The following is a 26,661-nucleotide window of genomic DNA, read 5'->3' as shown; positions in this document are numbered from 1 at the left end:
ATTCTTAAAATAAATTTATTTAGATTTAATATAAATAAAATTTTAATGTTTTATTAATTTATGATAATTAATTATAACACAATAACTCATAAAAAAAGTGGACTTAATACTAAGTCCACTTTATATATAAGAAATTTTAATTCTTATTAGAAACTATATGCAACACTTGCATTCCAAGTTCTACCTAATCCCCATCCCTGACCATTTTTATTCTCACGAATAATATATTGGTCATTAAATAAGTTCTTAATATTTCCTCTAAATCTTATTTTCTGAGAACCAAATTTAACTTGATAACTTGCTCCAAAATCTACTTTTGCATAAGGGCGCAATTTGTTTGGCGCGTATTCTTTACCATTTGTAATTGCATCAATTGCAGCTTCAGCATCAACTTGAGAATAAACTCTTGCATAATAATTAAAATCTGTATCAAATGATAAGTTTTTAGTTACATCAACTTTTGTTCCCATACCAAATGTAAATTGGGCAGCATCACCAACTTTAATACCTGATAAATCTACAGCATCATATTGCTTAATAATAGTTCCAGCATCGTTATTTCTACGTTGCATAGGAGTTTTACCATCATATTTCCAATCTCCAATAGACATAAAACCTCTTAAAGTCCAGTTACGCACAACTTTAGCATCAAAGTCAATTTCAATTCCTTTATGAACTTGAGTTACATCATTTGCATATTCAGAAAAACTAAATTCTTCAATAACTTGACCGTTTTGATCTTTAATCTGCTCTTGTCCGTAATCCATCAACAAGAATCTGTTAGCCCATTTAGTATAATAAGCATTAATATTAACATTTAAAGTCCTTGTCTTGAAACGATATCCTGCTTCTAAACCTGTAATTTCTTCGTTATCAACCTTAGGTTCTTGTATATCCACTGTATTAAACGCAAATATGTTATCTAAAAACGGTTGACGAGAATATCGTCCAGCATTAACAAAGACAGCATGATCTTTTAAGAATGAATATGCCATACCTCCTTTTACATTCCATCCTAATTTACTTACTTTATCAGATTCTTTTTCGACTCCTCCATAATTCCAACGATCGAATTTTTGGTACGACTGATTAGATACTGCTCCTTGTACAAATACAGAAAAACCGCCTACAGTATATTCTGCCTGTCCAAAACCTCCTTGATAATTAATATTTTCGCTATAATCACGATTTGTTCTTTGACTAGGGTCTGCATATTTAAACAATGCTTTCCATGGATTTGTAGAAAAAGTTTCATTGACAACTACATTTTGTCCAGAATATTTATTTTTTTCATTCCATCCTTTTAATCCAAATAAATTAACCATTTGTTGGAAATGACGACCTTCATAAAAACGAACATCAGCACCCACATTAAATGTTAAACCAGTCTTTGTATCGTAAGTTAAATTAGTTACTCCTCCATACCAAAAATGGTTATTAACTGATGAACGAATAGCGCCATTATTAATTGATTTTCCATTAATATCAACTCCTCCGTTGTTTCCAATACCATCTTGATCTAAAAGATTATTTTGTTCAATTAAATCAAAGTCAACTAATCCATTTTTCAATGTACTTGACGCTCTACCTACTCCAGAAGTTCCTCCTCCTGTTCCTAATGACGCATAAGCAACAGTAGATAAATTCATATTTTCATTAATTGTCCAATCCCAGTTTAAGTTAGCTACAGGTTTGTGATAATAGTTAGTTCTTAAGTTTTCACCCTCTCCTTTATAATAACCATATGTTGTATTATACTTTCTTCCGTAACCATATTTTTCTGCATCAGCCCATTGTTTTTGATTCTTAGTAGAATAATTTTGACCATGCTCTTGTGGTGCACCAAAAATCATAAAGTTAAGATTATGACGTTCATTTGGTTTATAACCTACAGAAACGAAATACGCTTGCCCACTACCTTCTGTACCTTGTGCAAACTTACGGTGTGCTTGCCAGTGGTTTAATAAAATAGAGAATCCCCATTTTCCTTTTAATCCTGTATCATAAGAAATTGTTCCTCCAAAATAAGAATCATTTCCTGCTACAAAACGAGCAAAACCACCTTGTTTTCTCTCTGTTGCTTTCGTAATAATATTTACTGTACCACCTACAGAAGAAATTGCCAATTTAGAAGATCCTAAACCTCGTTGAATCTGAACTGCATTTGCAACTTCAGTCATTGCAGACCAGTTAGACCAATAGATGTTTCCATCTTCCATTCCATTGATTGGTTGCCCATTCAATAAAAAAGCAGTGTTTTGTTCCGTAAATCCACGCAAATACATGTGAGAATCACCAAAACCTGCAGATTGATCAGATACATATACAGATGGCGTATTTGCCATAATCTCAGGAAACTCTACATTACCAACTGCTTTATCTTGAATTTCTTGTTTCGTAATTGTAGAAACAGCAACTGGTGTTTTACGATCCTCTACAATATCGATAACTCCTTTACCAATGATTAATGTTTCTCCTAAAGATACGTTTTCGCCTTGTTCAACCTTTGTAGAATCTGTTGGTTCAACAACTTGGGCGAAAGATAATGATGCCATTAAGGCAAAAGCTCCTACTAGTAAAAGCTTAGTTGAGTTTAACCTCATCTTATGAAATAGTTTTAAAAGTTTACTACTGCAAATTTCTATACTTTAAATGAGATTATTGTTAAATTATGGTAAAATTTTATAAAATCAATTAACATTTTAAATATTATTTACAGTATTTTATTCAAAACAGTCGATATTTTATCAATATTTTAAATTACATGAAGTAATTGTATTAAATATTAAAGATTATTTAATATTTAATTAAAAATTAACATAATGAAAATGTTAATTTTTAACATTAATTATCAACGTACACTGATTTTTTTTTAAAAAAAAAGTAAAAATTCAAGCAAAAAACAATTATTTAGAATCAGTATTAATAAAATATTATCCAATAACTTTTTTATTTATAAGCTGATACTAATAAATTTTCAAAATAAATTATTCAAATACAATATAGCTAACGTTAAAATCTATTATTTAGTATTCTTACTACAACAAAAAAATTAAAATGTTAAAGAAATCAAGCCTTAACAGCTTTTAAACTCAAGTCAAAGTTGGGAGCGGAATGAATAATCGCACCAGAAGAAATAAAATCAACACCCGTTTCGGCAATTGCTCGAACAGATTCTTTTGTAATTCCGCCCGAAGCTTCCGTTTTTATTCGCCCATTTATATATTGAACCGCTTCTTTCATCGTTTCAAGATCAAAATTATCCAACATAATAAAATCTACATTTGCATCCAAAGCTTCTTTTACCTCATCCATATTACGCGTTTCCACTTCTATTTTTAAATGTAAATGATGTTTTGACAAATAATCTTTGGTTTGCGCAACCGCTTTTGTAATATTTCCACAAAAATCGACATGATTATCTTTTAACATCACCATATCGTATAAACCAAAACGATGATTCTCTGCTCCTCCAATTTTAACTGCCCATTTTTCGATCATTCGGAAATTAGGTGTTGTTTTTCGTGTATCCAAAATTTTGGCATTTGTTCCGCTTACCAATTCCATCATTTCGTGCGCATAAGTTGCAATTCCAGACATTCTCTGCATACAATTCAACGCTAATCGTTCGCAAGTTAAAATTGATTGTGAAGATCCTTTTACTTTGAAAGCAACATCTCCAAATTGTACTTTATCGCCATCATTTTTATATTGTTCTATTTTTAAAGATGGATCAAACGTATCAAAAATAATTTTCGTTAATTCAATTCCAGCAATTATTCCGTTATCTTTCACTTTCAGTTCCGCTTCTTGAATTGCATCATACGGAACCGACGCTAACGTTGAATGGTCGCCATCGCCAACATCTTCCAAAAAAGCTTGACGAATAAAAAGTTGTAATTTTTCTTGTGTGATATATGGAGGAAAATTCATTATCTATATGTTAAGGATGCAAATTTTGATTGATTAAATTCTTTCTTGGTTTTGTATTCGTAATACTCGGCCCAAGTACCATTTTCTTCGCGCACAACAGTAATCAACACTTGTACTGAAGGATCATTTTCGAAGAAATTTTTGATCTGAAGTTTATATTCTTTGTCATCAATTTTACCTTTTGTAATATCTATTGCTCCAGATTTGAAAGCCGCATCAAAAGCGGTTGCATAAGGATCGATAGAAGCCATTTCGAAAAGATTAGAAAACTTTCCTAAATAATATTCCCGACTTCCGTTATTACCAAAAGTTGTTAAATTAAATTCTTTATCAATTCTTACTTCAATCGTTTCTTCATCAGTTTTTAAAGTAAACAATACACGATTTTCCGAAGGAAACTTCTCAAAATCATTATTTTTTTCTGCCGATTCGTAACGCAAAGGCATTGTATATTTCATTGCAACTGCTTTTTCATCAACTCCTTTTGCAGGAGTTATTTTTAGATTAGCTCGCTCCATTTTATTATTCAACAAAACTAAACTAGACAATGCTACACTATTAAAAATTGGATTCGAACCATCAGTCGAGACATCTCCAAAATTACCATCTTCATTAATTTTAAAACCTAATTTAGATTGAGCAGTTTCGATATGAAGATAATCAGCAATATTAGAAAAGAATGAAATTTGAGTTTGAATATCTTGATTCAAATTTTTGTTCATACATGCTTGTAGCTCGCTATTTTCTTTTAAATTTTCACAACCAAAATACACAACCGCTTTCTTGGCTTCTTTACCAAAAGTCAAACTTACGTTTTGTTTTTCTTTCGAATTTTGAGCAAAAGAAAAACTCATTGCAAAACATGTAACGAACAGAAATAATTTCTTCATTAATTAAAATCTTTGTTATAAAAAGTTCCTCGATTTTCTTTTTGATTGATACTTTGCTCAATGATTAAATGTGCGACATCAACCAAATTTCGAAGTTCTAAAATTTTAGGTGAAACAATCGTAAAATAATAAATTTCTTTGACCATTTTCTCGATTTCATTGATACGATTTTGTGCAATTTGCAAACGATTATCGCTTCGTACAATTCCGACCAATTCGCTCATCATCGCTTGTAATTGTTTGCGTAAATAAGAAATCAATACTAATTCTTCTTGCACTTTCATTCCTTCTTCGTTCCATTCTGGAAACTCAAAATTATAAATCGAAAATTGATTATCATTTAATAAATCGACCGTTTTTAACGCTGCACGATGACCAAAAACCATCGCTTCTAACAACGAATTCGAAGCCAAACGATTTGCACCATGTAAACCCGTATTAGAACATTCGCCAACCGCAAACAAATTCTCGATAGATGTTTTTCCTTCTAAATCGACGTCAATTCCACCACACAAATAATGCGAAGCAGGAACAACCGGAACCAATTCGGTAAACATATCGTAGCCTTCGGATTTACATTTTTCGTAAATATTAGGGAAATGTTCCAAGAATTTTTCTTTCTCTAAGTGTCGACAATCAATATAAACATAATCATCTCCGCGCAATTTCATTTCATTATCAATCGCACGCGCCACAATATCACGAGAAGCCAATTCTTCACGTTCATCATATTTGTGCATAAACAACTGGCCATCTTTCGTACGCAATTTCGCACCAAAACCACGAACAGCTTCCGAAATCAGAAATAACTGTCCATCAAATTCGCTGTAAAAAGCCGTTGGATGAAACTGAATAAATTGCATTCCCGAAACGGTTGCTTTCGCACGTCGAGCCAACCCAATTCCATCGCCAGTTGCAATGATTGGATTCGTCGTATTTTTATAAACATGACCAACTCCGCCTGTTGCTAACAAAGTTACTTTGGCTAAATGTTGTTCAACTTTATCTGTATTCAAATCTAAAATATATGCACCAAAACATGTTGTTTTCTCTGCTATATCACGATTCAAATGATGTTCTGTAATCAAATCTACTACAAAATGATGCGTAAAAACTTGAATATTTGGATATTCTTTGATTGCTTCTAACATCGCGCGCTCAATCTCCCAACCTGTCACATCTTTATGATGAACAATTCTGTTTTCGGTATGTCCACCTTCACGACCAAGGTCATAAATTCCTTCGTTATTTTTATCAAAACGAACGCCCCAATCTATAATTTCATTGATACGTTCTGGTGCTTCTTTTACGACAACCTCAGCCGCTTCCAACTTACACAAACCATCTCCTGCACGAAGCGTATCTTCGATATGTTTCTCGAAACTATCTTTCTCGAAATCGCTCACAACAGCTACTCCGCCTTGCGCATATTTCGTATTGGTTTCGTCTTTATTTGCTTTGGTTACAATGGTAATTTTCGTATCAGGATTTCGAATCGCGATTTTCAACGCATACGAAAGTCCAGCAATTCCAGAACCAATGACTAATACATCTTGAATAGCCATTATTTGATTTTTTCTGATAAATCTAACATTCTATTAATTGCAGCTAACGCTTTAACTCGTAATTCTTCTTCTATTTGAATTTCTGGCAATTCATATTTCATGCACAGATATAATTTTTCTAATGTTGATAATTTCATATAAAAACATTCAGAACAATTACACGATTCATCTTGAACCAAAGCTGGAATTAATGTTTTATTCGGAGCAAGTTTTTGCATTTCGTGTAAAATTCCTTCTTCCGTTGCCACAATAAATTCTTGCGCATCATTTTCTACCACATAATCTAACAAACGAGACGTTGAGCCAATGAAATGTGCGAATTTCAATAAATCTTCTTGCGCTTCTGGATGCGCAATTAATTTAGCATTTGGATGATCAGCCATTTGTTGTGCAACTCTTTCCAAAGAAAACGCCTCATGTACGATACAAGCACCGTCCCACAAAATCATTTTGCGATTACAAACTTGATTTAAGTATCGACCTAAATTACGATCTGGAGCAAAAATAATTTCTTGCTCTTCTGGCAACGAATTAATAATCGCTTCCGCATTAGAAGAAGTAACAATAATATCTGATTCCGCTTTAACACCCGCATCACAATTGATATAACTCACTACAATCGCATTTGGATGTTGCTCACGCAAACCACGTAAACCTTCTGCCGAACAAGAATCTGCTAAAGAACAACCCGCTTTTGTATCGGGTAAAACAACTTTTTTAGAAGGGTTCAAAATCTTTGCAGCTTCTGCCATAAAATGAACACCACAAAAAACAATCATATCAGCTTCAGTTTTTGCAGCAGCACGTGCCAATTGTAACGAATCACCTAAATAATCTGCTAAATCCTGAATTTCTCCTGACTGATAATAATGCGCCAAAATCACCGCATTTTTCTCTTTGCGTAATTTATTGATTTCCGCAATCAAATCAGTTCCTTTTGGAATTTCAACATCCAAATAACCTTTATAATCTAACTTTTCTATCGCTTGTTCTAATGTATTCATTTGTGAGTGATTTTATTTAACACCTAATTGCTTTTTCACTTCTTTTGACAACGCATCTTTGTGCAGTGTAAAAGCAATTGATTTCATTCTGAAAAATGGTTTCGACATATAAATATGTCCATTATTTCCTAAATCTGTTGTTCCCCAAGAATTTTTCACATCATAATATTGATTTCCCAATTGATCTTTCAAAATTCCCGTAATATGCATTAAATGGTCGTCTTCTGTCGAATAATCTTCAAAAGCAGCTTGACGCTCATCAGCAGAAACCCATTTTTCAGGTAAAATCTGAACAAAATAATCTGATTCTAAACCTTCTGAAGGCCAAATTGCCATTCCATATTTTTTAGAAAATGTTTTTTCAGAAACATCTGTATCAAAAGCCGCTGTATATCCTTTATATAACGCTTCGTCCAATACTTTCATGTATTCATCTAATGGTAAATTATAATATGAACCATTTGAGAAATTATCTGGCACTTGTAAAATAAATTGTGAATAATATGGCGCTTGCTGAAAAGATGTCAAGGTTACATAATCATCAGGATTTATTTTCAAGGCTTTTGCAAATTCTTGTGGTGTATATTCTTTTCCTTCGAACTTAAATTTTGTTGGAGGAACACCTAATTTATCATTCAATTTTTGATCAAATTTTGATTTCCAATCTGCTGTTAAATATTTTTTAGGATTTTTTACAATCGAATCTAATCCAACTTTCAAATCTTTTACCAACATTTCGTGGTTATGCTTCACATCTGTTCCATTCGCAAAACCTGCATAAACTTCGTTTGGAACTAATCCATTTTTACGAACCGAATTTAAAACATCATGCGACAAACCTCCTTGACTAAACTGTGCTTTTCCTTGGCGATATACATAATTATACGCTTTTACAGGATAAGTAAAACGCACATTATACATTTCCGATAAATCGACATCTTTTCCTGTCAAACGCTTCACTTCCGATTCTAAAAAAGAAGTTGTCGAAAATGACCAACAAGTTCCCGTTTTTCCTTGCGAAATAATAGGAAGTGCAGAATTATTAACTAATTCCTTAAATTTGAAAGGTGTTTCTTGTGCCGAAACCAACATACTTACAAAAGCGATGCTAGAGAATATATATTTTTTCATTTGTGTTTGTATAGATTTCAAAAGTAAAGTTATTTTATGAAGTTTTATTATAAAATGTAGAACGAAAACTTCTTTTCTGAATTACATAAAAATTATATTTTTACGTAAATATTTAATTCTTATAAATGAAAGAATATATTAGTAGAAAATATAATAGTTTTTATAATGTGCTTATTATAATTGTTTTAAACATATTAATTCTATTTACTTCAGTAATTATTTTCACTTATTTAGACGAAATAATTGCAAAAAATAAATATGATGTCTTGATTTTTTGTATTTCATTTATACTAATTTTATGTGTTTTTATTCGGATTAATTATCAGATTAATGAAATAGTGTTAGATAATAACATTAACCAACTTACAATTAAAAAGGTATTTTCAAAAAAAACATTTAATCTTAATGAAGTTCAAGAAATTAATCAATTTGTACTTCCATATTTAAATTATATCAAAATAAATAACAAAAAGTTCTTTTTTATATCAAGAGCTATTGATCCTTTTGGTGATAATTTTACATTTAATAGCGAAGAAGATTTAGAAAACATAAGATGTACTATTGATTCAATAAAAAATAACATTAATTAAAAATTTTCATTTATTTTAAATACATAATATTTCATTTTTCGAACAAATTATAAATCAAATCAGTATAAATATTCAATTTTTATTCATCTTAAAATTAATTTTCGTGAAAATGCCATAAATGACTCAAAAACCTATTAACTTTGCTCAAACATTACACAGATGCAACCAAGAGAAGATTTTTTATTGAAAGCTTACGAGCTGGGAATTATAAAATTTGGAAATTTTACTTTAAAAAGTGGTATAGAATCTCCTTTCTATGTCGATTTAAGACCTTTAGCTTCGAGTCCACAATTACTAAAAACTTTAGCAAACAATTTATTAGATTTAGTTGAAGATGTAGAATACGACTTGATTTGTGGAGTGCCTTACGCAGCATTACCAATGGCGACTACAATGAGTTTAACATCGAATATTCCTTTGATTATCAAACGTAAAGAAAACAAAGGTTACGGTACTAAACGTATGGTAGAAGGTGTTTTTGCAGAAGGACAATCTTGTCTTTTAGTAGAAGATGTAATTACATCTGGACAATCTTTATTAGAAACAATTGATCAAGTTGAACGCGAAGGTTTACGTGTAAAAGATTTGGTTGTTGTTTTAGACCGTGCACAAGGTGGTTCAGACAAATTAAAAGAACAAGGGTACAACGTGAAAACGTTATTTACAATTCACGAAGTAATCGATATTTTACATAAATATCACCGTTTGAGTGATGATGAAGCGAAAAAAATCAAAGACTTTTTAGCTTTACCTCCAGAAGCGGCTCCTGCAAAACAACGTATTGCATTGGAAAACAAAAAAATTGTACATCCAGTTGGAAAACGTTTAGTTGAATTAGCACTTAAAAAACAATCAAACTTGATTGCTTCTGCTGATTTAATTACTTCTGAAGAAATTATTGATTTCGCTGGTAAAGTTGGTGATCATGTTGTTGCTTTAAAATTACATTCAGATATTATTCAAGATTTTTCGGACAATTTAATTGTTGAATTGAAAAAAATCGCACGCGAAAAAGAATTCTTATTATTCGAAGACCGTAAATTTGGTGATATCGGAAATACACAAGAATTACAATTCAAGAAATCGATTTATAAAATTTCTGATTGGGCAGATTTAGTAACTGTTCATCCAATTGGAGGTTTAGAATCATTAAAAGTTTTCGAAAATACAGGCGTAATCACAATTGTAGAAATGTCTTCGAAAGGAACATTGACAGACGATTATTACTTTACAAAAGCAATTAATGTTTCGGAACAATCTGGAAATGTTTTGGGAGCTGTTGCGCAACGCCAAGTTCCTGATAACTTGTTGTTGTTTACACCTGGTGTTAATATTTCTTCGACTGGAGATAATAAAGGACAACAGTACAATACGCCTGAATTGGTTTTCAAAAATTACCACACAGACTTTATGATTGTTGGTCGTGGAATTTACAAAGCTGCTGATGTAAAAACTGCAGCTAAAGAATACCAAACTTTAGGTTGGGTTTCTTACTTACAAAGTTTGAATAACTAAGATTTAGATAAATTTTAAAAATATAAAGCAAGCTAAATTAAGCTTGCTTTTTGTTTTTTATTTCGTTTGAATTTTACTTCAATACAAATTTATGAGAAATAGAATTTCCTTGATTGTCATTAATTGTAGCTATATAAAACCCTGTTGATAAATTAGACAAATTTACACTTCCGTTTGATTGATCAGAATTAAACATTTTAACAGTTCGTCCAGTTGCATCTATAATTTTTATCGAAATTGATGCATTAAAATTTAGTTGATAACTCAATATTTTATTTGAAACAAAAATTTTAGACGAATTTTTATCGACATCATTTGTTCCTAAAGTTGAGGTCTTAGCCGCTTCAACCACATATTCAATTCCTAATTTCGTAAATTTTGCTGCGTGTGTAGACGTACTTCCCATTGAAGCATAGGTATCGTTTACAGAATGTATATAAGGATTATCTTCTCCCATTTTAGCTTCAAAAGGTAAAGTTGCTGCAAAACCATTTTCGTACCAACTAAAATGATCAGAACATCCATAACCACATTTTGACGTATCATATGTAAATTGATGCAAACCAGTTGTGTTATATTCGTACATCAATTTCATCAAAAACGAATTGAGATTTGCATCACAATAAGCATCCGTCATCAAAATAACATCCTTTGCAGAACCTTTGTAATTCGTCATATCAAATTGTACATAACCTATTACATTTTTATTCTCCGAAGCGTATTTCTGCGCAATTTCTTTCGACCCTACCAAACCTATTTCTTCTGCTGCATAAGCCATAATTTCGGTAGTTCGTTGCGGTTTGAAATTATTTTTTAACAACACACGTAAAACTTCTGTAATTGTTGCAATTCCAGATGCATTATCATCTGCTCCTGGTGCAAAAGTTTGATTTGCATTCCAACCAACAGTCGAATCGGCATGACCTCCAATAATCACAAATTCATCTTTCTTTTCAATTCCATTAAAAGTCAAAATCAACGACTTCATTGGCGTATTCACATGATCAACGATTCTTACAAATACGTCAGTTCGTCCTACATCAGCAATCATTTTCACCCAAACTTCTTTCAATTTAAGAACCGCATTATTTGCTTCTTGTCGTGTATGATAACGCGTTTTGAAATCTTCTAACATCAAAATTGTTTTCTCAATTTCTTTCACATCAACATCATTCAATGCCGTAGTTATAAAAACTTGTTCTGATATTGTATAATTGAAAGGTGCTTTTTTCTGAGATGGCTTTTCTTGAAGTGATTGTAGTGCATCTTCTTTCGAATTTCTAAAAATATAACCATGTCCATGCGCAAATTTCCCATGTAAACTTTCAGCAATTTCTGGATGAAAATAAATAGCAGAAAAATTATTTTTTGAAGAAATTATTTCAATAGAATCCGTATGATTTTTTTGTAAAAAAGCGGCATTCTCAGTCTCCATTGTCGCAAAAATGAAGTTTTCTCTGGATTGCGCAAAAGAATAAAGCCCATTCAATAAAAATGTGGTAAGTAGTAAAAGTTTAGTTTTCATAAAAAATCATATTAATGTAAAACAAATATATGATTAATAAACTTTTATCAAATTTATTTCAAATAAAAAAATCCATCTTTCGATGGATTTTTTATTAATATTTTAATTGAAACTTTATATAGGTAATCTTTTTACCTTCTTCCAAAAATTTCGATTCATAATATGTTTGTACAGCTGTTACAATTTCTGGAATATCTGAATGATCTGGGTGATAAACATCGTGTGTAGAACGAATCACTTCGTGTCCTTCGATGTGAATAACACCATGTGTATATCCGTGTAAAAATTCAGAGTCCGTTTTTAAGTTTACTGTTCCTTCTGGTTTCAAGATAGTATTATAACGTCTCAAAAATTCAGGATCTGTTAAACGATGTTTTGTTCTTCTGTATTTGATTTGTGGATCTGGGAAAGTAATCCAAATTTCACTCACTTCATTTTCAGCAAAAAGATGATCGATAATTTCGATTTGAGTTCGAAGAAATCCAGCATTTTCAATTCCTTCATCCAAACAAGTCTTAGCACCACGCCAAAATCTTGATCCTTTAATATCTACTCCGATAAAATTACGATCCTTGTCACGACGTGCCATTGCAACTGTATATTCTCCTTTTCCGCATCCAAGTTCTAACACAATTGGATTATCGTTCTTGAAAAATTCTTTGTTCCAATTTCCTTTTAATGCAAACTCGTTAATCGCCTCTTCTCGTGTTGGTTGCACAACATTCTGAAAAGTTTTATTTTCGTTAAATCTTCTGATTTTATCTTTTCCCATTTCGGATATATTTTGCGCGAAATTACGAGATTTTGCTTAATCTAAAAAACTGTTCTGAAAACACATAAATATCATCAAATAGTATTTATGTAAAAAGGTTTGTTATTTTTGTATTGAAAAACTAAAATTAGAAAAATGGATTTTATCAAACAATTTCATAGTGGCTGGGCTTATCTTGTGATTTTGATGGGCGTTATCTTTGTGATTTCAACATTAATTTATGCGATTTCTAAAAAAGATACAAACGCAACAATTAAAAAAATCGGGTTATTTACAACCATTACTTTTCACGTTCAATTATTACTTGGATTAGTCTACTATATTATGATGTTTTCTGCTTTGGAACCATCAGGAATAATGAAAGATTCTGGCTTGAGATTAACTTTTGTTGAACACCCTATGATGATGATTGCAGGTGTTGTTTTTATGACAATTGCGAATGCAAAATTGAAACGATCTACAACTGTACCAATGAGCGTTGCAGTCTTTGCAATTATTGGTTTAGTTTGTATTTTAAGTAGAATTCCTTACCATGTTTGGTTTGCTTAAAAATTTAGAATAAATTCATAGAAAAGAGTATTAAGTTATTAATACTCTTTTTATATTTTTATGTGATTTATAATTTTTTTATTCTAATTTCGTTATTAACAAGTCGCTAAAGCTTTCTTTTAAATTTTAAGAATCTTTGGCACTCGATTTGAAATAGACTTGTACAAACTAAGAAAGAAAATGAAATATATAAAATATCTATTCTCTTTGCTTTTGGTTTTAGTAACTTTTAACCTAAACGCTCAAGATTTTCATACAGCAAATATCAAGGTTGATTACGAACAAGAAACCGGAACTTTAAATATCACTGCACGTTCATTTACCAATCAGTTGGAAAAAGCCGTTGGTGCAGATGTTTCGAACAAATCTAACTTCGAAAACAAGTTGAAAGCGTATGTAAATAGTAAAGTTGATGTCAAAGTAAATGGTAAAGCTTTGGGAACTTCTTATTATGGTTATCAGGTAAATGATAAATCGACACGAGTTTTTTTTAAGTTTGATAAAATTTCTAATATCAACTCGATAGAACTAAAAGTAGCTTTGTTGACAGATATTTTTAATGATCAACAAAACATTGTAACCTTTGATGTCAAAAATAAAAAAGACACAAAAGTATTAACAGGAAATAACGACACCGTAAAGATGTCTTTCTAATAAAGCAAAAGCCTTCCGATTTTGGAAGGCTTTTTTATTTCAAATATGCTTAATAATTATCTCTAATAATTCGCAATAACTTTTCATTCTCATTTCGAATCCAAGATAAATCTTTGATTGAATTATTATTCATCAAACTAAAAATTAACGTTCTTCCAGATTTCGTTTTCAAATAACCACTCAACGTTACATTATTGTTCAACGTTCCTGTTTTGGCATAAATATAAGGTTGCGCCGAATCTTTGTATCTATTTTTGATTGTTCCCGTTTTACCACCGATTGGGAAAATAGAAAACAAACGTTGCTCAGGAAATTCGTTATACATTTTCCCTAAAACCTGTGCAAAACTTTGTGGTGTAAACAAATTATAACGCGATAATCCCGAACCGTCAAACCACTCTGGTTGTTGTTTCAAATCATTCAACAAATATCTTTTCGAAAAGGTAATCGTTTCAGAAGCGCTCAGTTTTCCTGGTAAAGTACTCGAAGCTAAAATCAATAAATGTTCTGCCAAAAAATTATCGCTATTTTCCATCATTTCGCGGTAAACATCATCTGATTTCTGACTATAAAACACTTTCGGATTATTGACCATTGGCGTTTTGACCATATCAACAGGTTTACCCAAAATTTGCGACAACGATTTTTCTATTACCGTTTCATTCACAATAAAAGGAACTTTTTCTGTTCGTTTTTTATTGCTGATATAAAATTTATTGTCATAGAAATTCCTCGGCTCTGGCATTTCTCTAATTTCTGTTAATTCTTCAAAATATGTTGGAAATGTTTTGATTGAACTTCCATTTTTCGAAATTGAAACTAAATTTTCATGAATCGGAAACTGACTTCTTTCTGGCGCATAATCTTTTCTAAAATCGTCCCAAGTCCAACCTGGTAAAAAAGATTCTTCGTCGAAATTATTCCAATGAAAAACAATTTTAGAACCATTACTTTTCAAGAAATCTAACGCTCGTGTATTTTTATATTTTGGATGCAAAAAAGTTGGATCTCCAGTTCCTTCGATATGCAATTCGTCACCAATCAACTGATATTTGAATGCAGGAATCGAATCATTTAACATTTTCATCGCTGTATACAACGTAAAAATTTTGGTGTTAGAAGCTGGAATAAAAAATTTGTTTCCGTTATAATTATAAATTTCTTCTTTCGTAATTGGATCATATAAATAAAATCCCGTGAATTGAGTGGAATAGAAATCAGAATTGAGATGTTTCTCAATTAATTCGGTCTGCGCAAAAAGATGCGCAGACAAAAAAATTGATAATATGGTAAGTAAATACTTCATTAATCTTTGTTCTCGAAAGGAATTGTTGACGAGTTCGATTCGTTTTTAATAATCATTTCTGTATGTGGATAAGGCATCGAGATATTGTTGTCGTCTAACGCATATTTTACCGCGCGATACAATTGCCAATAAGCTGTCCAATAATCGCTATTTTTCACATAACAACGCACAGCCAAATTCACAGAACTTGCAGCAAATTCTAGAATCTCAACCGTTTTAGATTGTGTATCATCAACCAATTCATTTTTCTCTAAAACATTCAACAAAACTTCGCGCGCTTTGTCAAAATCATCATCATAAGAAATACCAACATTTACATCTAATCGGCGATATTCTTTTACAGAATAATTGGTAATTGGATTGTTAAATAAATTCCCATTTGGCAAAGTTATGATCTGTCCTTTTGCAGTTGCAATTACTGTATTTAGTAAATTTATCGACTCTACACTTCCTTCATTTCCTTGCGATACGATATAATCTCCAACTTTGAAAGGTTTGAAAAGAATAATTAAAATTCCTGCTGCAAAATTTGATAAAGAACCTTGCAAAGCTAAACCAACTGCTAAACCAACACCTCCTAAAGCTGCAACAAAACCAGAAGCATTAAAACCTAATCGCCCTACAACAAAAGTTAATACAATAGCTTTGAATAATATATTAAGAATTGGAATTAAAAACGTGCGAATTGATAAATCGACATTTCGTGCAACCATTCTTTTTTCGATTAACTTGACAAGTTTACCTGTTACCCAAAAACCAATTATTAAGGTTAATAAAGCAGAAACTAAGCTCCATCCAACTTCAGAACCCTTCGTTAATAACCATTGTGTAAAGTTTTCTAAATCCTTAAATGGTGTTGTTATTACATCTTGCAAACTATCTACTTTGTCTTGCTCTTGCATAATTATTCTTTTTTATTAGTAATTCAGTTGATAAAATTAGTTCCAATCTAACATCTTTTCAAAAAAATAGAAAAATTATCATTTTTTTTAACTAATTTTAATAAATATGAATATTGGTACAATATTCGTTAAGAACAAATTACAACTTAAAAAAGGCTATAATTAAAAATTAAAATCTATGAACATTATTGAATTAGTAAAAGGGTATATTACCCCAGATTTGATCTCGAAAACTTCATCAGAATTAGGTGAAAATGAATCGGGAATTTCTAAAGCAATCAATGCATTTATTCCTATTCTTTTAGGAGGTGTTTTAGAAAAAAAGAATTCTACTACAGGCTTATTTCATACCATCAAATCTTTTGGTGCTTCTCGTGGATTAGCAAATATTTCGACAGAACAAGAAACACCCGACACGATTAAAGAATTAATCAATGTTATTTTTGGTTCGAATGCTCAACCAATCGTTTCTAAAATTGCTGAATATGCAGGGATTTCGACAGGTTCATCTTCAAAATTATTAGACTTAACAGCTTTAACAACCTTTGGATCCATTGGAAAAGAAGCCGAATTTAACAATGTAACAGAAGCTGATTTCTTTTCATCTTTAGGAGGAATTAAAGATAAAATTTTAGGATTAATTCCAACTGGTTTAGGACTTGGAGCTTTAGGTTTAGGAACAATGTTTAATGATGCGCCTAAAATCACTGAAACAATAGATGTTGCAAAAGATCATGTAACTGAAACTATTACAGAAACAAGAAAAGTAGTTGATGTAGAACCGGAAGAAAAACCTTATGTAGCGCCAGTTGATGCTTACGCAGAAACTCATAACAACAATGGTGGCGGAGGTTTTTGGAAATGGTTAATTCCATTGATCCTACTTGCTTTAGCAGCCTTTTTCTTATTAAAAAAATGTAATAAAGACGAAGAAAAAACAGTTGTTACAGAAGAAACTGAAATTGTAGTTGATTCATTGAATACTGATTCTCTAAACGCTGCGCCAAAAGAATTATCTGATATTGATTTAGATGGTGTTGCTTTGAAAGGATACGCAAATGGATTAGAAGATCAAATTATCAAATTTATCAAAGCGCCAGATTTTGCAACAATGACAGAAGATCAATTGAAAGAAAAATGGTTCAACTTTGATAATGTCAACTTCGTTTTTGGTAAAACAGATCAATTAGAGCCAGGTTCTGACGTTCAATTAGATAATGTTGCTGCAATTTTGAAAAAATACCCAACTGCAAAAATTAAACTTGGAGCATACACAGATAAAGTTGGTGATGATGCGAAAAACAAAGTAATCTCTCAAAAAAGAGCAGATTACTTAAAAGCTGAATTAACAAAACGTGGTGTTGGTGCGCAAGTTATTGCTGCCGAAGGTTACGGAGAAGAATTTGCAAAAGTAGCTGAAACAGCTTCTGACTCAGAAAGAGCTTCTGATCGCAAAATGTCATTACGTTTCACAAAATAATCATTTCATAAAATTTCCAAATAAGGGTAAAGGCTACTTTATCCTTATTTTTTTGTTATTTTTTTCGAAACCAACTCGCAACAAGCTAAACAATTAATATCTTTGCACACTATGAAATTTTCAATCGATAAAAAAGACGAATTTTCTAAGGCAAGAGCTGGTGTTGTAGAAACCGATCATGGTAAAATCGAAACACCTATTTTTATGCCAGTTGGTACGGTTGGTACAGTAAAATCTGTTCACCAACGTGAATTAGAAGAAGATATTAAAGCCCAAATCATTCTTGGAAATACTTATCATTTGTATTTGCGTCCAGGAACTGATATTTTGCACAGAGCGGGAGGATTACATAAATTTATGAATTGGCAAAAACCAATCTTAACAGATTCTGGAGGATTCCAAGTGTATTCTTTAGCAACAAGTCGTAAAAAATCTGAAGAAGGTGTGCGTTTCAAATCGCATATCGATGGTTCTTACCATATGTTTACACCAGAGAAATCAATGGAAATCCAACGTTACATCGGAGCAGATATTTTTATGGCTTTTGATGAATTAACAGGAATTCCTGCAAAATATCATGATGCGAAACGTGCCATGCATGTTACACATCGTTGGTTGGAGCGTTGTAGAACTTGGTTAAACAATAACCCTGAATATTACGATCACAAACAAACGCTTTTCCCTATTGTACAAGGAAATGATTTCAAAGATTTGCGTCAAGAATCAGCAAAATATATTGCGGATTTCGGTGCAGAAGGAAATGCAATTGGTGGATTATCTGTGGGTGAACCAGAACCTGTGATGTACGAAATGACGGATATCGTAACAGAAATTCTTCCACAAGACAAACCTCGTTATTTAATGGGAGTTGGAACACCTTGGAATATCATCGAATGTATTGCTTTAGGAGTTGATATGTTCGACTGTGTTATGCCAACTCGTAATGCGCGTAACGCCATGTTGTTCACGTGGAATGGTGTTATGAATATGAAAAATGCAAAATGGAAAGATTGTTTCGAACCATTAGACGAAAACGGGACAAGCTATGTGGATAGTTATTACACAAAAGCCTATGTTCGTCATTTGTTCAATGCCAACGAAGCTTTAGGAAAACAAATTGCATCAGTTCATAACCTTGCCTTTTATTTAGATTTGGTAAGAGTGGCAAGAGAACATATCTTAGCAGGAGATTTCGCTCAATGGAAAGAACAAATTGTTCCACAATTAAAACAACGTCTATAGTTTGAAAATAATTGATAAATACATCATCCGAAACTTTATCGGAACCTTCATCTTTATGGTTTTGATTTTATCTACTATCGCCGTAATTGTCGATCTTAGTCAAAAATTAGGACGTATTAATGATAGTGGTTCTACTGCATATTCTGCATTAACCGAATTTTACCCTTATTGGTCAATTTGGATTATCAACACCTTTTTACCGATTGCTGTTTTCATCTCCGTGATCTATTTTACATCGCGTTTAACGATGCAAACCGAAATTGTAGGTGTACTTTCGGGTGGAATTAGTTTTTATCGATTTACCCTTCCTTATGTTTGGGTGGCTATATTTTTAGCTGTTTCAGCCTTAGTTATTGGAAACATTGTTTTGCCATGGGCTAATATCAAAAAAAATAAATATGAGTATGTTCATATGCTCAGCAATTCAAAAAAGGAAGAATATTACAAAAGACAACGTATTGGTTCGCAAATTTCCCCAAAAGAATATGTTTTTGTGGATAGTTATGATAGAACCGAAAAATTGGGAAGCTCTTTTGTCTACCAAAAATTTGATTCAACTGAATTAAAAAAACAAATCATTGCCTCAAGTTTTAATTGGAACGACAAAGATTCTACTTATGCATTAATGAGTGTTTACACGCGCGATATTAACAAAGATAAAACGGAAAAGTTAAATTACGAAGCCAATACAAATTTGAAGTTACCAGCTTCTCCAGACGAAATTTTACCAGAAGAATATGTTGCTGAAACAATGAATACCTTCGAATTGAATGAATTTATTCAGAAACAAAAAGCAAAAGGTTCTGCCAATGTAAATACATACGAAAATGAATTAAATAATCGTTTGAGCGGTCCATTTTCAACTATTATTTTGACACTTTTGGCTCTATCGCTTTCATCTAAAAAACGTCGTGGAGGAATCGGAATCAATCTTGCAGTTGGTATCTCACTAGCGTTTGTCTACATTTTCTTTTCGCAAACAACATCTACGTTTTCCGAAAAAGGATATGTGTCTCCACTTGTCGCCTCATGGATACCAAACATCGTCTTCGGATTACTAACTTTGTTTTTATATTTCAGACGAGCACGTTCATAAAATATTTCAAAAATCCAGTTCTAAAAAGAACTGGATTTTTTTTGTATCAACAATACAAGTAAATAATTTATTGAATCCATCTAAAAACTCACAATAATTTAACTAAAATAATTCTTCTTAAATTCGTCAGTTTTCAGAAATAAAATTTTTTATTTAATTGATAATAATTAACTTTAAGATATTCTAAATTAATTTCTTAGATTTAAAAAAAATTGAAGTGTAAAACTAAAATCAATTGATATGAAAAAAAATTTACTCCTTTTATTTTTAATCCTTTCGGTTTCTATTTTTTCACAAGAAACATTAAATACAATGTTTTATAATGTGTTCAAATTTCCGAATTCACTTCCTCAAAATCGTCAATTGATCTTAAGAGATATTTTAGACGAATACAAACCAGATTTATTTATGATTTGTGAATTAGTAACAGAAAATGGCGCTGATTTAATCTTAAATACATCTTTGCAAAATCAACCTGATAAATTTGCTCGCGCACTTTTTGTAGCTGATACAACGAAATTAGATGATCCGTTACAAACAATGGTTTTTTATAATACACGTAAATTGGCGTTAGTTAATCAACAAAAAATCCCAACAGTTTATCGCGACATCAATCATTATTCTTTTCAATTAAATATTACTTCAAACGATCCTATTCATTTAGAAGTTTTTGTTGCGCATCTAAAATCGAGTACAGGACCTGCAAATCGTCAAATGCGTTTGGAAATGGTGCAAGAAGTCACAAAATCCTTGAAAAAATTAACGCAACCTAATACATATGTTCTTTTTGCTGGAGATTTTAATTTTTATAATTCATCAGAACCAGCATATCAAGAAATTATCAATCCAGCAAATGCTATTTTGATGATTGATCCATTAAATGCACCTGGAAGTTGGCAAGACAATCCAGCTTTTAGCTATTTACACACTCAAAGTACTCGCGTTTCTAACATAGGTTTTGGAAGCGGAACTAATGCAGGGGCAAGTGGCGGTTTGGACGATCGCTTTGATTTTATTATGATGAGCGAAAATTTCAAAAACAGCTCACGTTTTTCTTTTATAAACAATAGTTATAAAGCGTATGGAAATAATGGAGATTGTTTGAATAAAGACGTTAAAGATCCTAATTGTACGGGTACCTACTCACAAACTTTACGAACTAATTTGTATAACATGAGCGATCATTTACCTATTGTCATGCAATTTAAAATTCATGAGAATTTAAGTACAACATCAATTGAATCAAAACCTTTTATCTGGTTGCAATCAGCAAATATCACGAATGATAAAATTATAATAGGAGTTGATAAAACTCAATTACATGCTCAAAATAATATACTTTTTTTTTACAATTCAGTTGGACAAATTATAAAATCGGTTCGTATTAATAATCAGTCAAATATTACGGTTGATTGTCAAGGCTTAGTGGCTGGAATTTATTATATTAAAACAAAAGAATCGAGCGAGATTTTAAAGTTTATAAAAAAATAATTCAATATAAGTTTTATCGAAAACAAGATAATTTCATTCAAAACAATAGCTCAACTATTTACTTAATATTTTAGCTAAAATCAATTCTTTAAAAATTTCGTCAACTTGCAGAAAATTCGTAATTTTGCATCTTAGTACAAATTCTAAAAGTAAGATGATAAACATTTCTCTTCCAGATGGAAGTGTAAAACAGTATGAGAGTGGCGTAACTCCTATGGACGTGGCGCTAAGCATTAGTGAAGGTTTAGCACGTAATGTAATTTCGGCTATAGTAAACGATCAACAAGTTGAAACAACAACCCCAATCACAACAGATGCAACGATCAAATTGTTAACCTGGAATGATGAAATGGGTAAAAAAGCTTTTTGGCATTCATCTGCTCACTTATTAGCGCAAGCTATTTTAGAGTTTTATCCAAATGCTAAATTAACTATTGGACCTGCGATTGACAAAGGTTTCTATTACGATGTTGATTTTGGTGAGGATAAATTTACAGAAGCTGATTTTGCGAAAGTAGAAAAAGCAATGTTAGAGAATGCAAAGAAAAAAGCTGAATTCAAATTATATTCAGTTTCAAAAGCAGAAGCATTAGAGACGTACAAAGACAATGAATACAAAACAGAATTAATTTCTAATTTAAATGATGGAGATATTACATTCTGTACACACGATAATTTTACAGATTTATGTCGTGGTGGACACATTCCAAACACTGGAATTGTGAAAGCTGCAAAAATCTTGAATGTTGCGGGAGCTTATTGGCGTGGAGATGAGAAAAACAAAATGTTGACTCGTGTTTATGGTATTACATTCCCAAAACAAAAAGATTTAACAGAATATCTTGAGTTATTAGAAGAAGCAAAAAAACGTGATCACCGTAAACTAGGGAAAGAACTAGGTTTATTTGCTTTCTCTGAAAAAGTTGGTGCAGGTTTACCACTTTGGTTACCAAAAGGAGCTGCTTTGAGAAGAAAATTAGAAAACTTCTTATTGAAAGAGCAACAAAAAATGGGTTACGAAATGGTGATTTCTCCGCACATTGGTCAAAAAGAATTGTATGTGACTTCTGGTCACTATGCTAAATATGGTGCAGATAGTTTTCAGCCAATTAAAACACCAAACGAAGGAGAAGAATTCTTGTTAAAACCAATGAACTGTCCACATCACTGTGAGATTTACAAAACTTCTCAATGGTCGTACCGCGATTTACCAAAACGTTATGCAGAATTTGGTACAGTTTACCGTTACGAACAATCAGGAGAATTACACGGTTTAACGCGTGTTCGTGGATTTACTCAAGATGATGCTCACTTATTCTGTACACCAGATCAATTATTAGAAGAATTCAAAAAAGTAATTGATTTAGTTTTATATGTATTTACAAATCTTGGATTTGATAATTATTCGGCTCAAATCTCATTAAGAGATCCAGAGAATAAAGAAAAATACATCGGATCTGATGAAAACTGGGAAAAAGCTGAACAAGCAATTATCACAGCATCAGCAGAAAAAGGTTTACCAACAGTTGTAGAATATGGCGAAGCTGCATTCTATGGACCTAAGTTAGACTTTATGGTGAAAGATGCATTAGGACGTCAATGGCAATTAGGAACAATCCAAGTGGATTATAACTTACCAGAACGTTTTGATTTAACTTACACTGGAGCAGACAACGAAAAACACAGACCAGTAATGATTCACCGTGCGCCATTTGGCTCTATGGAACGTTTCATTGCCATTTTGTTAGAAAATACAGCAGGTAATTTACCACTTTGGTTAACACCAGATTTATTCACAATTTTACCAATTAGTGAAAAATATGTGGAATATGGAGAAAAAGTATTAAATTTGCTGGCCGAAGAGGAAATTAACGGACTGATTGACAGTAGAAACGAGAAAACTGGTAAAAAAATCCGTGATGCCGAAATCGGTAAAATTCCTTTCATGTTAATCATCGGTGAAAAAGAAGCAGAAAACGGTACAGTTTCTGTAAGAAGACACGGAGAAGGTGATTTAGGAGAGATGACGATTCAAGCGTTTATCGACTTCATGAAAGAACAAATCAAATTAAAATAATTTAAAACAGAATAACTATCGCAATTAGAAGAAAAGGCGGCAGAGGTCCAGCCAGAGTAATTAAGGAAGATCAACACAAGATCAATGATAAGATTGACGCGAAAGAAGTACGCGTTGTTGGAGAAGGTATAGAACCTGGTGTATATCCAATAGCTAAAGCTTTAGAACTTGCAGAAGAACAAGGTTTAGATTTGGTAATGATCAGTGAAAAAGCCATTCCACCTGTTTGTCGTGTCGTAGAGTACAAAAAATTCTTATACGAACAAAAGAAAAAAGAAAAAGAACTTAAAGCTAAACAGCAGAAAGTTGTCGTAAAAGAAATTCGTTTCGGTCCTCAAACAGATGATCATGATTACGAATTCAAAAGACGTCACGCAAGATCTTTCTTAGAAGAAGGTTCAAAATTGAAAGCATATGTTTTCTTCAAAGGACGTTCTATTATCTTTAAAGATCAAGGAGAAATCTTATTGTTACGTTTAGCTCAAGAATTGGAAGATGTTGGAAAAGTAGAACAAATGCCAAAACTTGAAGGTAAAAGAATGATTATGATGATGGGACCTAAGAAATAATTAGGTTCTTATCATCTTACAAAAAATAAAAAACGTTTTAATTTTAAATATTTGTAATCATGCCAAAATTAAAAACAAAATCTGGAGCGAAAAAACGTTTCAAATTAACAGGAACAGGTAAAATTAAAAGAAAACACGCTTTTAAAAGCCACATCCTAACAAAAAAAGAGACTAAACAAAAGAGAAATTTAACTCAAACTGGTTTAGTTGATCAAGCTGATGTTCATTCAGTAAAACAACAATTAAGATTAAAATAAGAACGTGTTCTTATTTGGTTTATTAATTCATTATTAACCCTGTCGATGGGCCTTAAAGCAGAGCAATCTCGCCCACTACAAAAAAATTAAAAATTATGCCAAGATCAGTAAACGCAGTTGCGTCAAGAGCTAGAAGAAAAAGAGTTTTAAAACTTGCAAAAGGATATTACGGAAGAAGAAAAAACGTTTGGACTGTTGCTAAAAATGCAGTAGAAAAAGGTTTAGTATACGCTTACCGCGATAGACGTCAAAAGAAAAGAAATTTCCGTGCGTTATGGATTCAAAGAATTAACGCTGGAGCAAGATTACACGGATTGTCTTACTCTAAATTTATGGGAGCTATCCACAAAGCTGGAATTGAATTAAATCGTAAAGTTTTAGCTGACTTAGCGATGAACAATCCAGAAGCTTTCAAAGCAATCGTAGAAAAAGTAAAATAATTTTTTTAAACAATATTAAAACGTTTTAAAACTTGGCTATTTAGTCAAGTTTTTTTTTGCTTAAATTTGAATGAATGTCATTCTAAACTTGTTTTAGAATCTCATCATAAATATTATTTAAAAACCCTCAAATGAATCAACAAAAAGATTTATTTCTAAGAATTTGGCCATTTTTTGTTGTATTTTTTATCTACAATTTTGCCGCAATCGCCATGACGCAATATTATGGACGCGACGAATTACATCTGCATTTTAATCAGTACAGCAATCATTATCTCGATAAACTCTTTGTTTTTTATACCGATTTTGGAACCTATTATTTATTTTTTATACTTCTTGGTTATCTATTTTGGAAAACTACTCGTCGTTATTTTTATTATTTATTAGCTTCTGGAGCAGTTGCAACAACAATTAGTGTCTTTTTTAAGAATGTCTATTTCGAACAAGTTTTACGTCCTGGATATTATTTTACACAGAAAAAAATAGACATTATTCTAGTCAAAGATTATGCGATACAAATGGCTTCAACTTTTCCTTCGGGACATTCATTAACAGCCGCAATAATTTCGATGACTTTATGTTTATTAACCAAAAACAGATGGTTACAATTATTTTTTGCGCTCCATTTTCCGAGTATCGCAATTAGTAGAATCTACTTGTCACGCCATTTTGCGATTGATACAGTTGGCGGTTCGTTTATTGGTTTTTTTATATTTATCTTTATGTATTACATCATCAATCAATCTAATAAACCAAAATTAGATCAAAAATTTATTAACAATGGAGATTCAAAATAAACTTAAAATATCATTAATACAATACGATGTAATCTGGGAAGATGCAAAAGCTAATCACGCTTATTTAGATGAATTATTAACCAATCATCAAACCGATATTATATTGTTACCAGAAATGTTTGCTTCGGGATTTTCTATGAATGTAGAAAAAATTGGTCAAAAGCCTTTTGGAGAAACATTCGAATGGATGCAACACAAAGCCAAAGAATTGAATTCTGCGATTGCTGGAAGCATTTCTACGCATGAAAACGATAAATACTATAACCGATTTTATTTCATCTGTCCAAGCGGCTCTATTTACATTTACGATAAGAAACATTTGTTCAGTTACGGAAAAGAAGTTGGCGTATATTCTGCTGGAGATAAAATTGTAACGATAGATTATAAAGGATGGCAAATTCGTCCTATTGTTTGCTACGATCTACGATTTCCAGTTTGGATTCGCAATACTGAGGAAAATCCCTACGATTTGATACTTTGTAACGCTAGTTGGCCAAAAGCACGTCGTGAAGCTTGGATTTCACTCCTAAAAGCTCGAGCAATCGAAAATATGGCTTTTCTTGCTGGCGTAAATAGAATTGGTGTAGATGGCTATAATCTCGAGTATCAAGGCGATTCGCATCTGTTTGATACTTTGGGACAGGATTTGAAAACGATAAACAATCATCCCGAAATTTTACAATTCGAAATTGATAAAGAAGAACAAGATAAAACTCGAAAGCATTTTAATTTCCTAAATGATCGCGATTCATTTTATTTTGGATAAATAAAAGCTCAACTTCGGTTGGGCTTTTTTTATGGAATTATTTGGGCGTTCCCTTCGGTCGGGCTATCCGTTGCAATCTTTTGTAGAATAAAATTGGAAGTGATTACAGG

24 protein-coding genes are annotated in these 26,661 nt (G+C 31.8%); 14 read left to right on the top strand and 10 right to left on the bottom strand.

Features of this window, described 5'->3' with window-relative positions; translation table 11 throughout:
* Window positions 1-146: 146 nt before the first annotated feature.
* The 6 genes from B4E95_RS09390 to B4E95_RS09365 all read right to left on the bottom strand — a co-directional run bounded on the left by B4E95_RS09390 (window position 147) and on the right by B4E95_RS09365 (window position 8,523).
* Window positions 147-2,603 carry a TonB-dependent receptor gene (locus B4E95_RS09390; RefSeq protein WP_291091316.1) on the bottom strand — a complete coding sequence of 819 codons (2,457 nt, stop codon included), beginning with the start codon at window positions 2,601-2,603 and terminating at the stop codon, window positions 147-149.
* A gap of 466 nt (window positions 2,604-3,069) precedes the next feature.
* Window positions 3,070-3,933 carry a carboxylating nicotinate-nucleotide diphosphorylase gene (gene nadC / locus B4E95_RS09385; protein WP_291091315.1) on the bottom strand — a complete coding sequence of 288 codons (864 nt, stop codon included), beginning with the start codon at window positions 3,931-3,933 and terminating at the stop codon, window positions 3,070-3,072.
* Window positions 3,933-4,823 (bottom strand): hypothetical protein, encoded by an 891-nt coding sequence (locus B4E95_RS09380; protein WP_291091314.1) that lies wholly within the window; start codon window positions 4,821-4,823, stop codon window positions 3,933-3,935. Before B4E95_RS09380 ends, nadC begins: the two co-directional genes overlap by 1 nt.
* A complete protein-coding gene (nadB, locus tag B4E95_RS09375) occupies window positions 4,823-6,388 on the bottom strand; it encodes an L-aspartate oxidase (protein ID WP_291091312.1) in 1,566 nt (521 codons plus the stop codon). The genes B4E95_RS09380 and nadB overlap by 1 nt, the downstream gene beginning before the upstream one ends.
* Window positions 6,388-7,392 (bottom strand): quinolinate synthase NadA, encoded by a 1,005-nt coding sequence (gene nadA, locus B4E95_RS09370; protein WP_291091310.1) that lies wholly within the window; start codon window positions 7,390-7,392, stop codon window positions 6,388-6,390. Before nadA ends, nadB begins: the two co-directional genes overlap by 1 nt.
* A 12-nt stretch (window positions 7,393-7,404) precedes the next feature.
* A complete protein-coding gene (locus B4E95_RS09365) occupies window positions 7,405-8,523 on the bottom strand; it encodes a C1 family peptidase (protein WP_291091308.1) in 1,119 nt (372 codons plus the stop codon).
* Window positions 8,524-8,648: 125 nt separating this feature from the next.
* On the opposite strand from B4E95_RS09365, the gene B4E95_RS09360 reads away from it, so the two are divergent.
* Together B4E95_RS09360 and B4E95_RS09355 are read left to right on the top strand one after the other, a co-directional pair.
* Complete coding sequence (locus B4E95_RS09360) at window positions 8,649-9,113, top strand: hypothetical protein (protein ID WP_286495705.1); 465 nt, start codon at window positions 8,649-8,651, stop codon at window positions 9,111-9,113.
* A 159-nt stretch (window positions 9,114-9,272) separates the two neighbouring features.
* Complete coding sequence (locus B4E95_RS09355) at window positions 9,273-10,628, top strand: orotate phosphoribosyltransferase (RefSeq protein ID WP_114998676.1); 1,356 nt, start codon at window positions 9,273-9,275, stop codon at window positions 10,626-10,628.
* 73 nt (window positions 10,629-10,701) lie between these two features.
* On the opposite strand, the gene B4E95_RS09350 is transcribed toward B4E95_RS09355, so the two are convergent.
* Together B4E95_RS09350 and trmB are read right to left on the bottom strand one after the other, a co-directional pair.
* Entirely contained in the window at window positions 10,702-12,153 is a 1,452-nt protein-coding gene (locus tag B4E95_RS09350; RefSeq protein WP_291091307.1) for a M20/M25/M40 family metallo-hydrolase, read from the bottom strand.
* Window positions 12,154-12,247: 94 nt separating this feature from the next.
* Window positions 12,248-12,925: a tRNA (guanosine(46)-N7)-methyltransferase TrmB gene (trmB, locus tag B4E95_RS09345; RefSeq protein ID WP_125349591.1), complete on the bottom strand. Its 678-nt coding sequence runs from the start codon at window positions 12,923-12,925 to the stop codon at window positions 12,248-12,250.
* Window positions 12,926-13,060: 135 nt separating this feature from the next.
* Between trmB and B4E95_RS09340 the strand changes: the two genes are divergently transcribed.
* The gene (locus B4E95_RS09340) at window positions 13,061-13,474 is read left to right on the top strand and encodes a hypothetical protein (RefSeq protein ID WP_125349592.1); all 414 of its coding nucleotides are present in this window, start codon (window positions 13,061-13,063) and stop codon (window positions 13,472-13,474) included.
* A gap of 180 nt (window positions 13,475-13,654) precedes the next feature.
* The gene (locus B4E95_RS09335) at window positions 13,655-14,128 is read left to right on the top strand and encodes a DUF6702 family protein (protein WP_291053057.1); all 474 of its coding nucleotides are present in this window, start codon (window positions 13,655-13,657) and stop codon (window positions 14,126-14,128) included.
* Between the two features lie 49 nt (window positions 14,129-14,177).
* On the opposite strand, the gene B4E95_RS09330 is transcribed toward B4E95_RS09335, so the two are convergent.
* Both B4E95_RS09330 and B4E95_RS09325 read right to left on the bottom strand, forming a co-directional pair.
* On the bottom strand, window positions 14,178-15,434 hold the full coding sequence (locus B4E95_RS09330; RefSeq protein WP_291091306.1) for a D-alanyl-D-alanine carboxypeptidase/D-alanyl-D-alanine-endopeptidase: 1,257 nt from the start codon (window positions 15,432-15,434) through the stop codon (window positions 14,178-14,180).
* A complete protein-coding gene (locus B4E95_RS09325; protein ID WP_180905406.1) occupies window positions 15,434-16,336 on the bottom strand; it encodes a mechanosensitive ion channel family protein in 903 nt (300 codons plus the stop codon). The genes B4E95_RS09330 and B4E95_RS09325 overlap by 1 nt, the downstream gene beginning before the upstream one ends.
* 178 nt (window positions 16,337-16,514) lie before the next feature.
* On the opposite strand from B4E95_RS09325, the gene B4E95_RS09320 reads away from it, so the two are divergent.
* The 10 genes from B4E95_RS09320 to B4E95_RS09275 all read left to right on the top strand — a co-directional run bounded on the left by B4E95_RS09320 (window position 16,515) and on the right by B4E95_RS09275 (window position 26,551).
* Window positions 16,515-17,816 carry an OmpA family protein gene (locus B4E95_RS09320; RefSeq protein WP_286495711.1) on the top strand — a complete coding sequence of 434 codons (1,302 nt, stop codon included), beginning with the start codon at window positions 16,515-16,517 and terminating at the stop codon, window positions 17,814-17,816.
* 111 nt (window positions 17,817-17,927) lie between these two features.
* Window positions 17,928-19,058: a tRNA guanosine(34) transglycosylase Tgt gene (gene tgt / locus B4E95_RS09315; RefSeq protein WP_291091304.1), complete on the top strand. Its 1,131-nt coding sequence runs from the start codon at window positions 17,928-17,930 to the stop codon at window positions 19,056-19,058.
* Window position 19,059: 1 nt separating this feature from the next.
* On the top strand, window positions 19,060-20,154 hold the full coding sequence (locus B4E95_RS09310; RefSeq protein ID WP_291091302.1) for an LptF/LptG family permease: 1,095 nt from the start codon (window positions 19,060-19,062) through the stop codon (window positions 20,152-20,154).
* A gap of 240 nt (window positions 20,155-20,394) precedes the next feature.
* Complete coding sequence (locus B4E95_RS09305; protein WP_291063541.1) at window positions 20,395-21,645, top strand: endonuclease/exonuclease/phosphatase family protein; 1,251 nt, start codon at window positions 20,395-20,397, stop codon at window positions 21,643-21,645.
* A 154-nt stretch (window positions 21,646-21,799) separates the two neighbouring features.
* On the top strand, window positions 21,800-23,722 hold the full coding sequence (gene thrS / locus B4E95_RS09300; protein ID WP_038337131.1) for a threonine--tRNA ligase: 1,923 nt from the start codon (window positions 21,800-21,802) through the stop codon (window positions 23,720-23,722).
* Between the two features lie 59 nt (window positions 23,723-23,781).
* Window positions 23,782-24,291: a translation initiation factor IF-3 gene (infC, locus tag B4E95_RS09295; protein WP_236688239.1), complete on the top strand. Its 510-nt coding sequence runs from the start codon at window positions 23,782-23,784 to the stop codon at window positions 24,289-24,291.
* A gap of 59 nt (window positions 24,292-24,350) precedes the next feature.
* Window positions 24,351-24,548, top strand: coding sequence for a 50S ribosomal protein L35 (gene rpmI / locus B4E95_RS09290; protein WP_038337133.1), 198 nt, complete (start codon window positions 24,351-24,353; stop codon window positions 24,546-24,548).
* A 95-nt stretch (window positions 24,549-24,643) separates the two neighbouring features.
* A complete protein-coding gene (rplT, locus tag B4E95_RS09285) occupies window positions 24,644-24,988 on the top strand; it encodes a 50S ribosomal protein L20 (protein WP_038337134.1) in 345 nt (114 codons plus the stop codon).
* 131 nt (window positions 24,989-25,119) lie between these two features.
* On the top strand, window positions 25,120-25,785 hold the full coding sequence (locus B4E95_RS09280) for a phosphatase PAP2 family protein (RefSeq protein WP_291091300.1): 666 nt from the start codon (window positions 25,120-25,122) through the stop codon (window positions 25,783-25,785).
* Window positions 25,769-26,551, top strand: coding sequence for a nitrilase-related carbon-nitrogen hydrolase (locus tag B4E95_RS09275; RefSeq protein WP_291068930.1), 783 nt, complete (start codon window positions 25,769-25,771; stop codon window positions 26,549-26,551). The genes B4E95_RS09280 and B4E95_RS09275 overlap by 17 nt, the downstream gene beginning before the upstream one ends.
* Window positions 26,552-26,661: the final 110 nt, after the last annotated feature.

This window comes from Empedobacter sp. UBA7494 (assembly GCF_002478465.1).
In the GTDB taxonomy this organism is placed as follows: domain Bacteria; phylum Bacteroidota; class Bacteroidia; order Flavobacteriales; family Weeksellaceae; genus Empedobacter; species Empedobacter falsenii_B.
The sequence above is the reverse complement of the archived record's forward strand: the minus strand, read 5'-3'. Positions and strand labels throughout refer to the sequence as shown.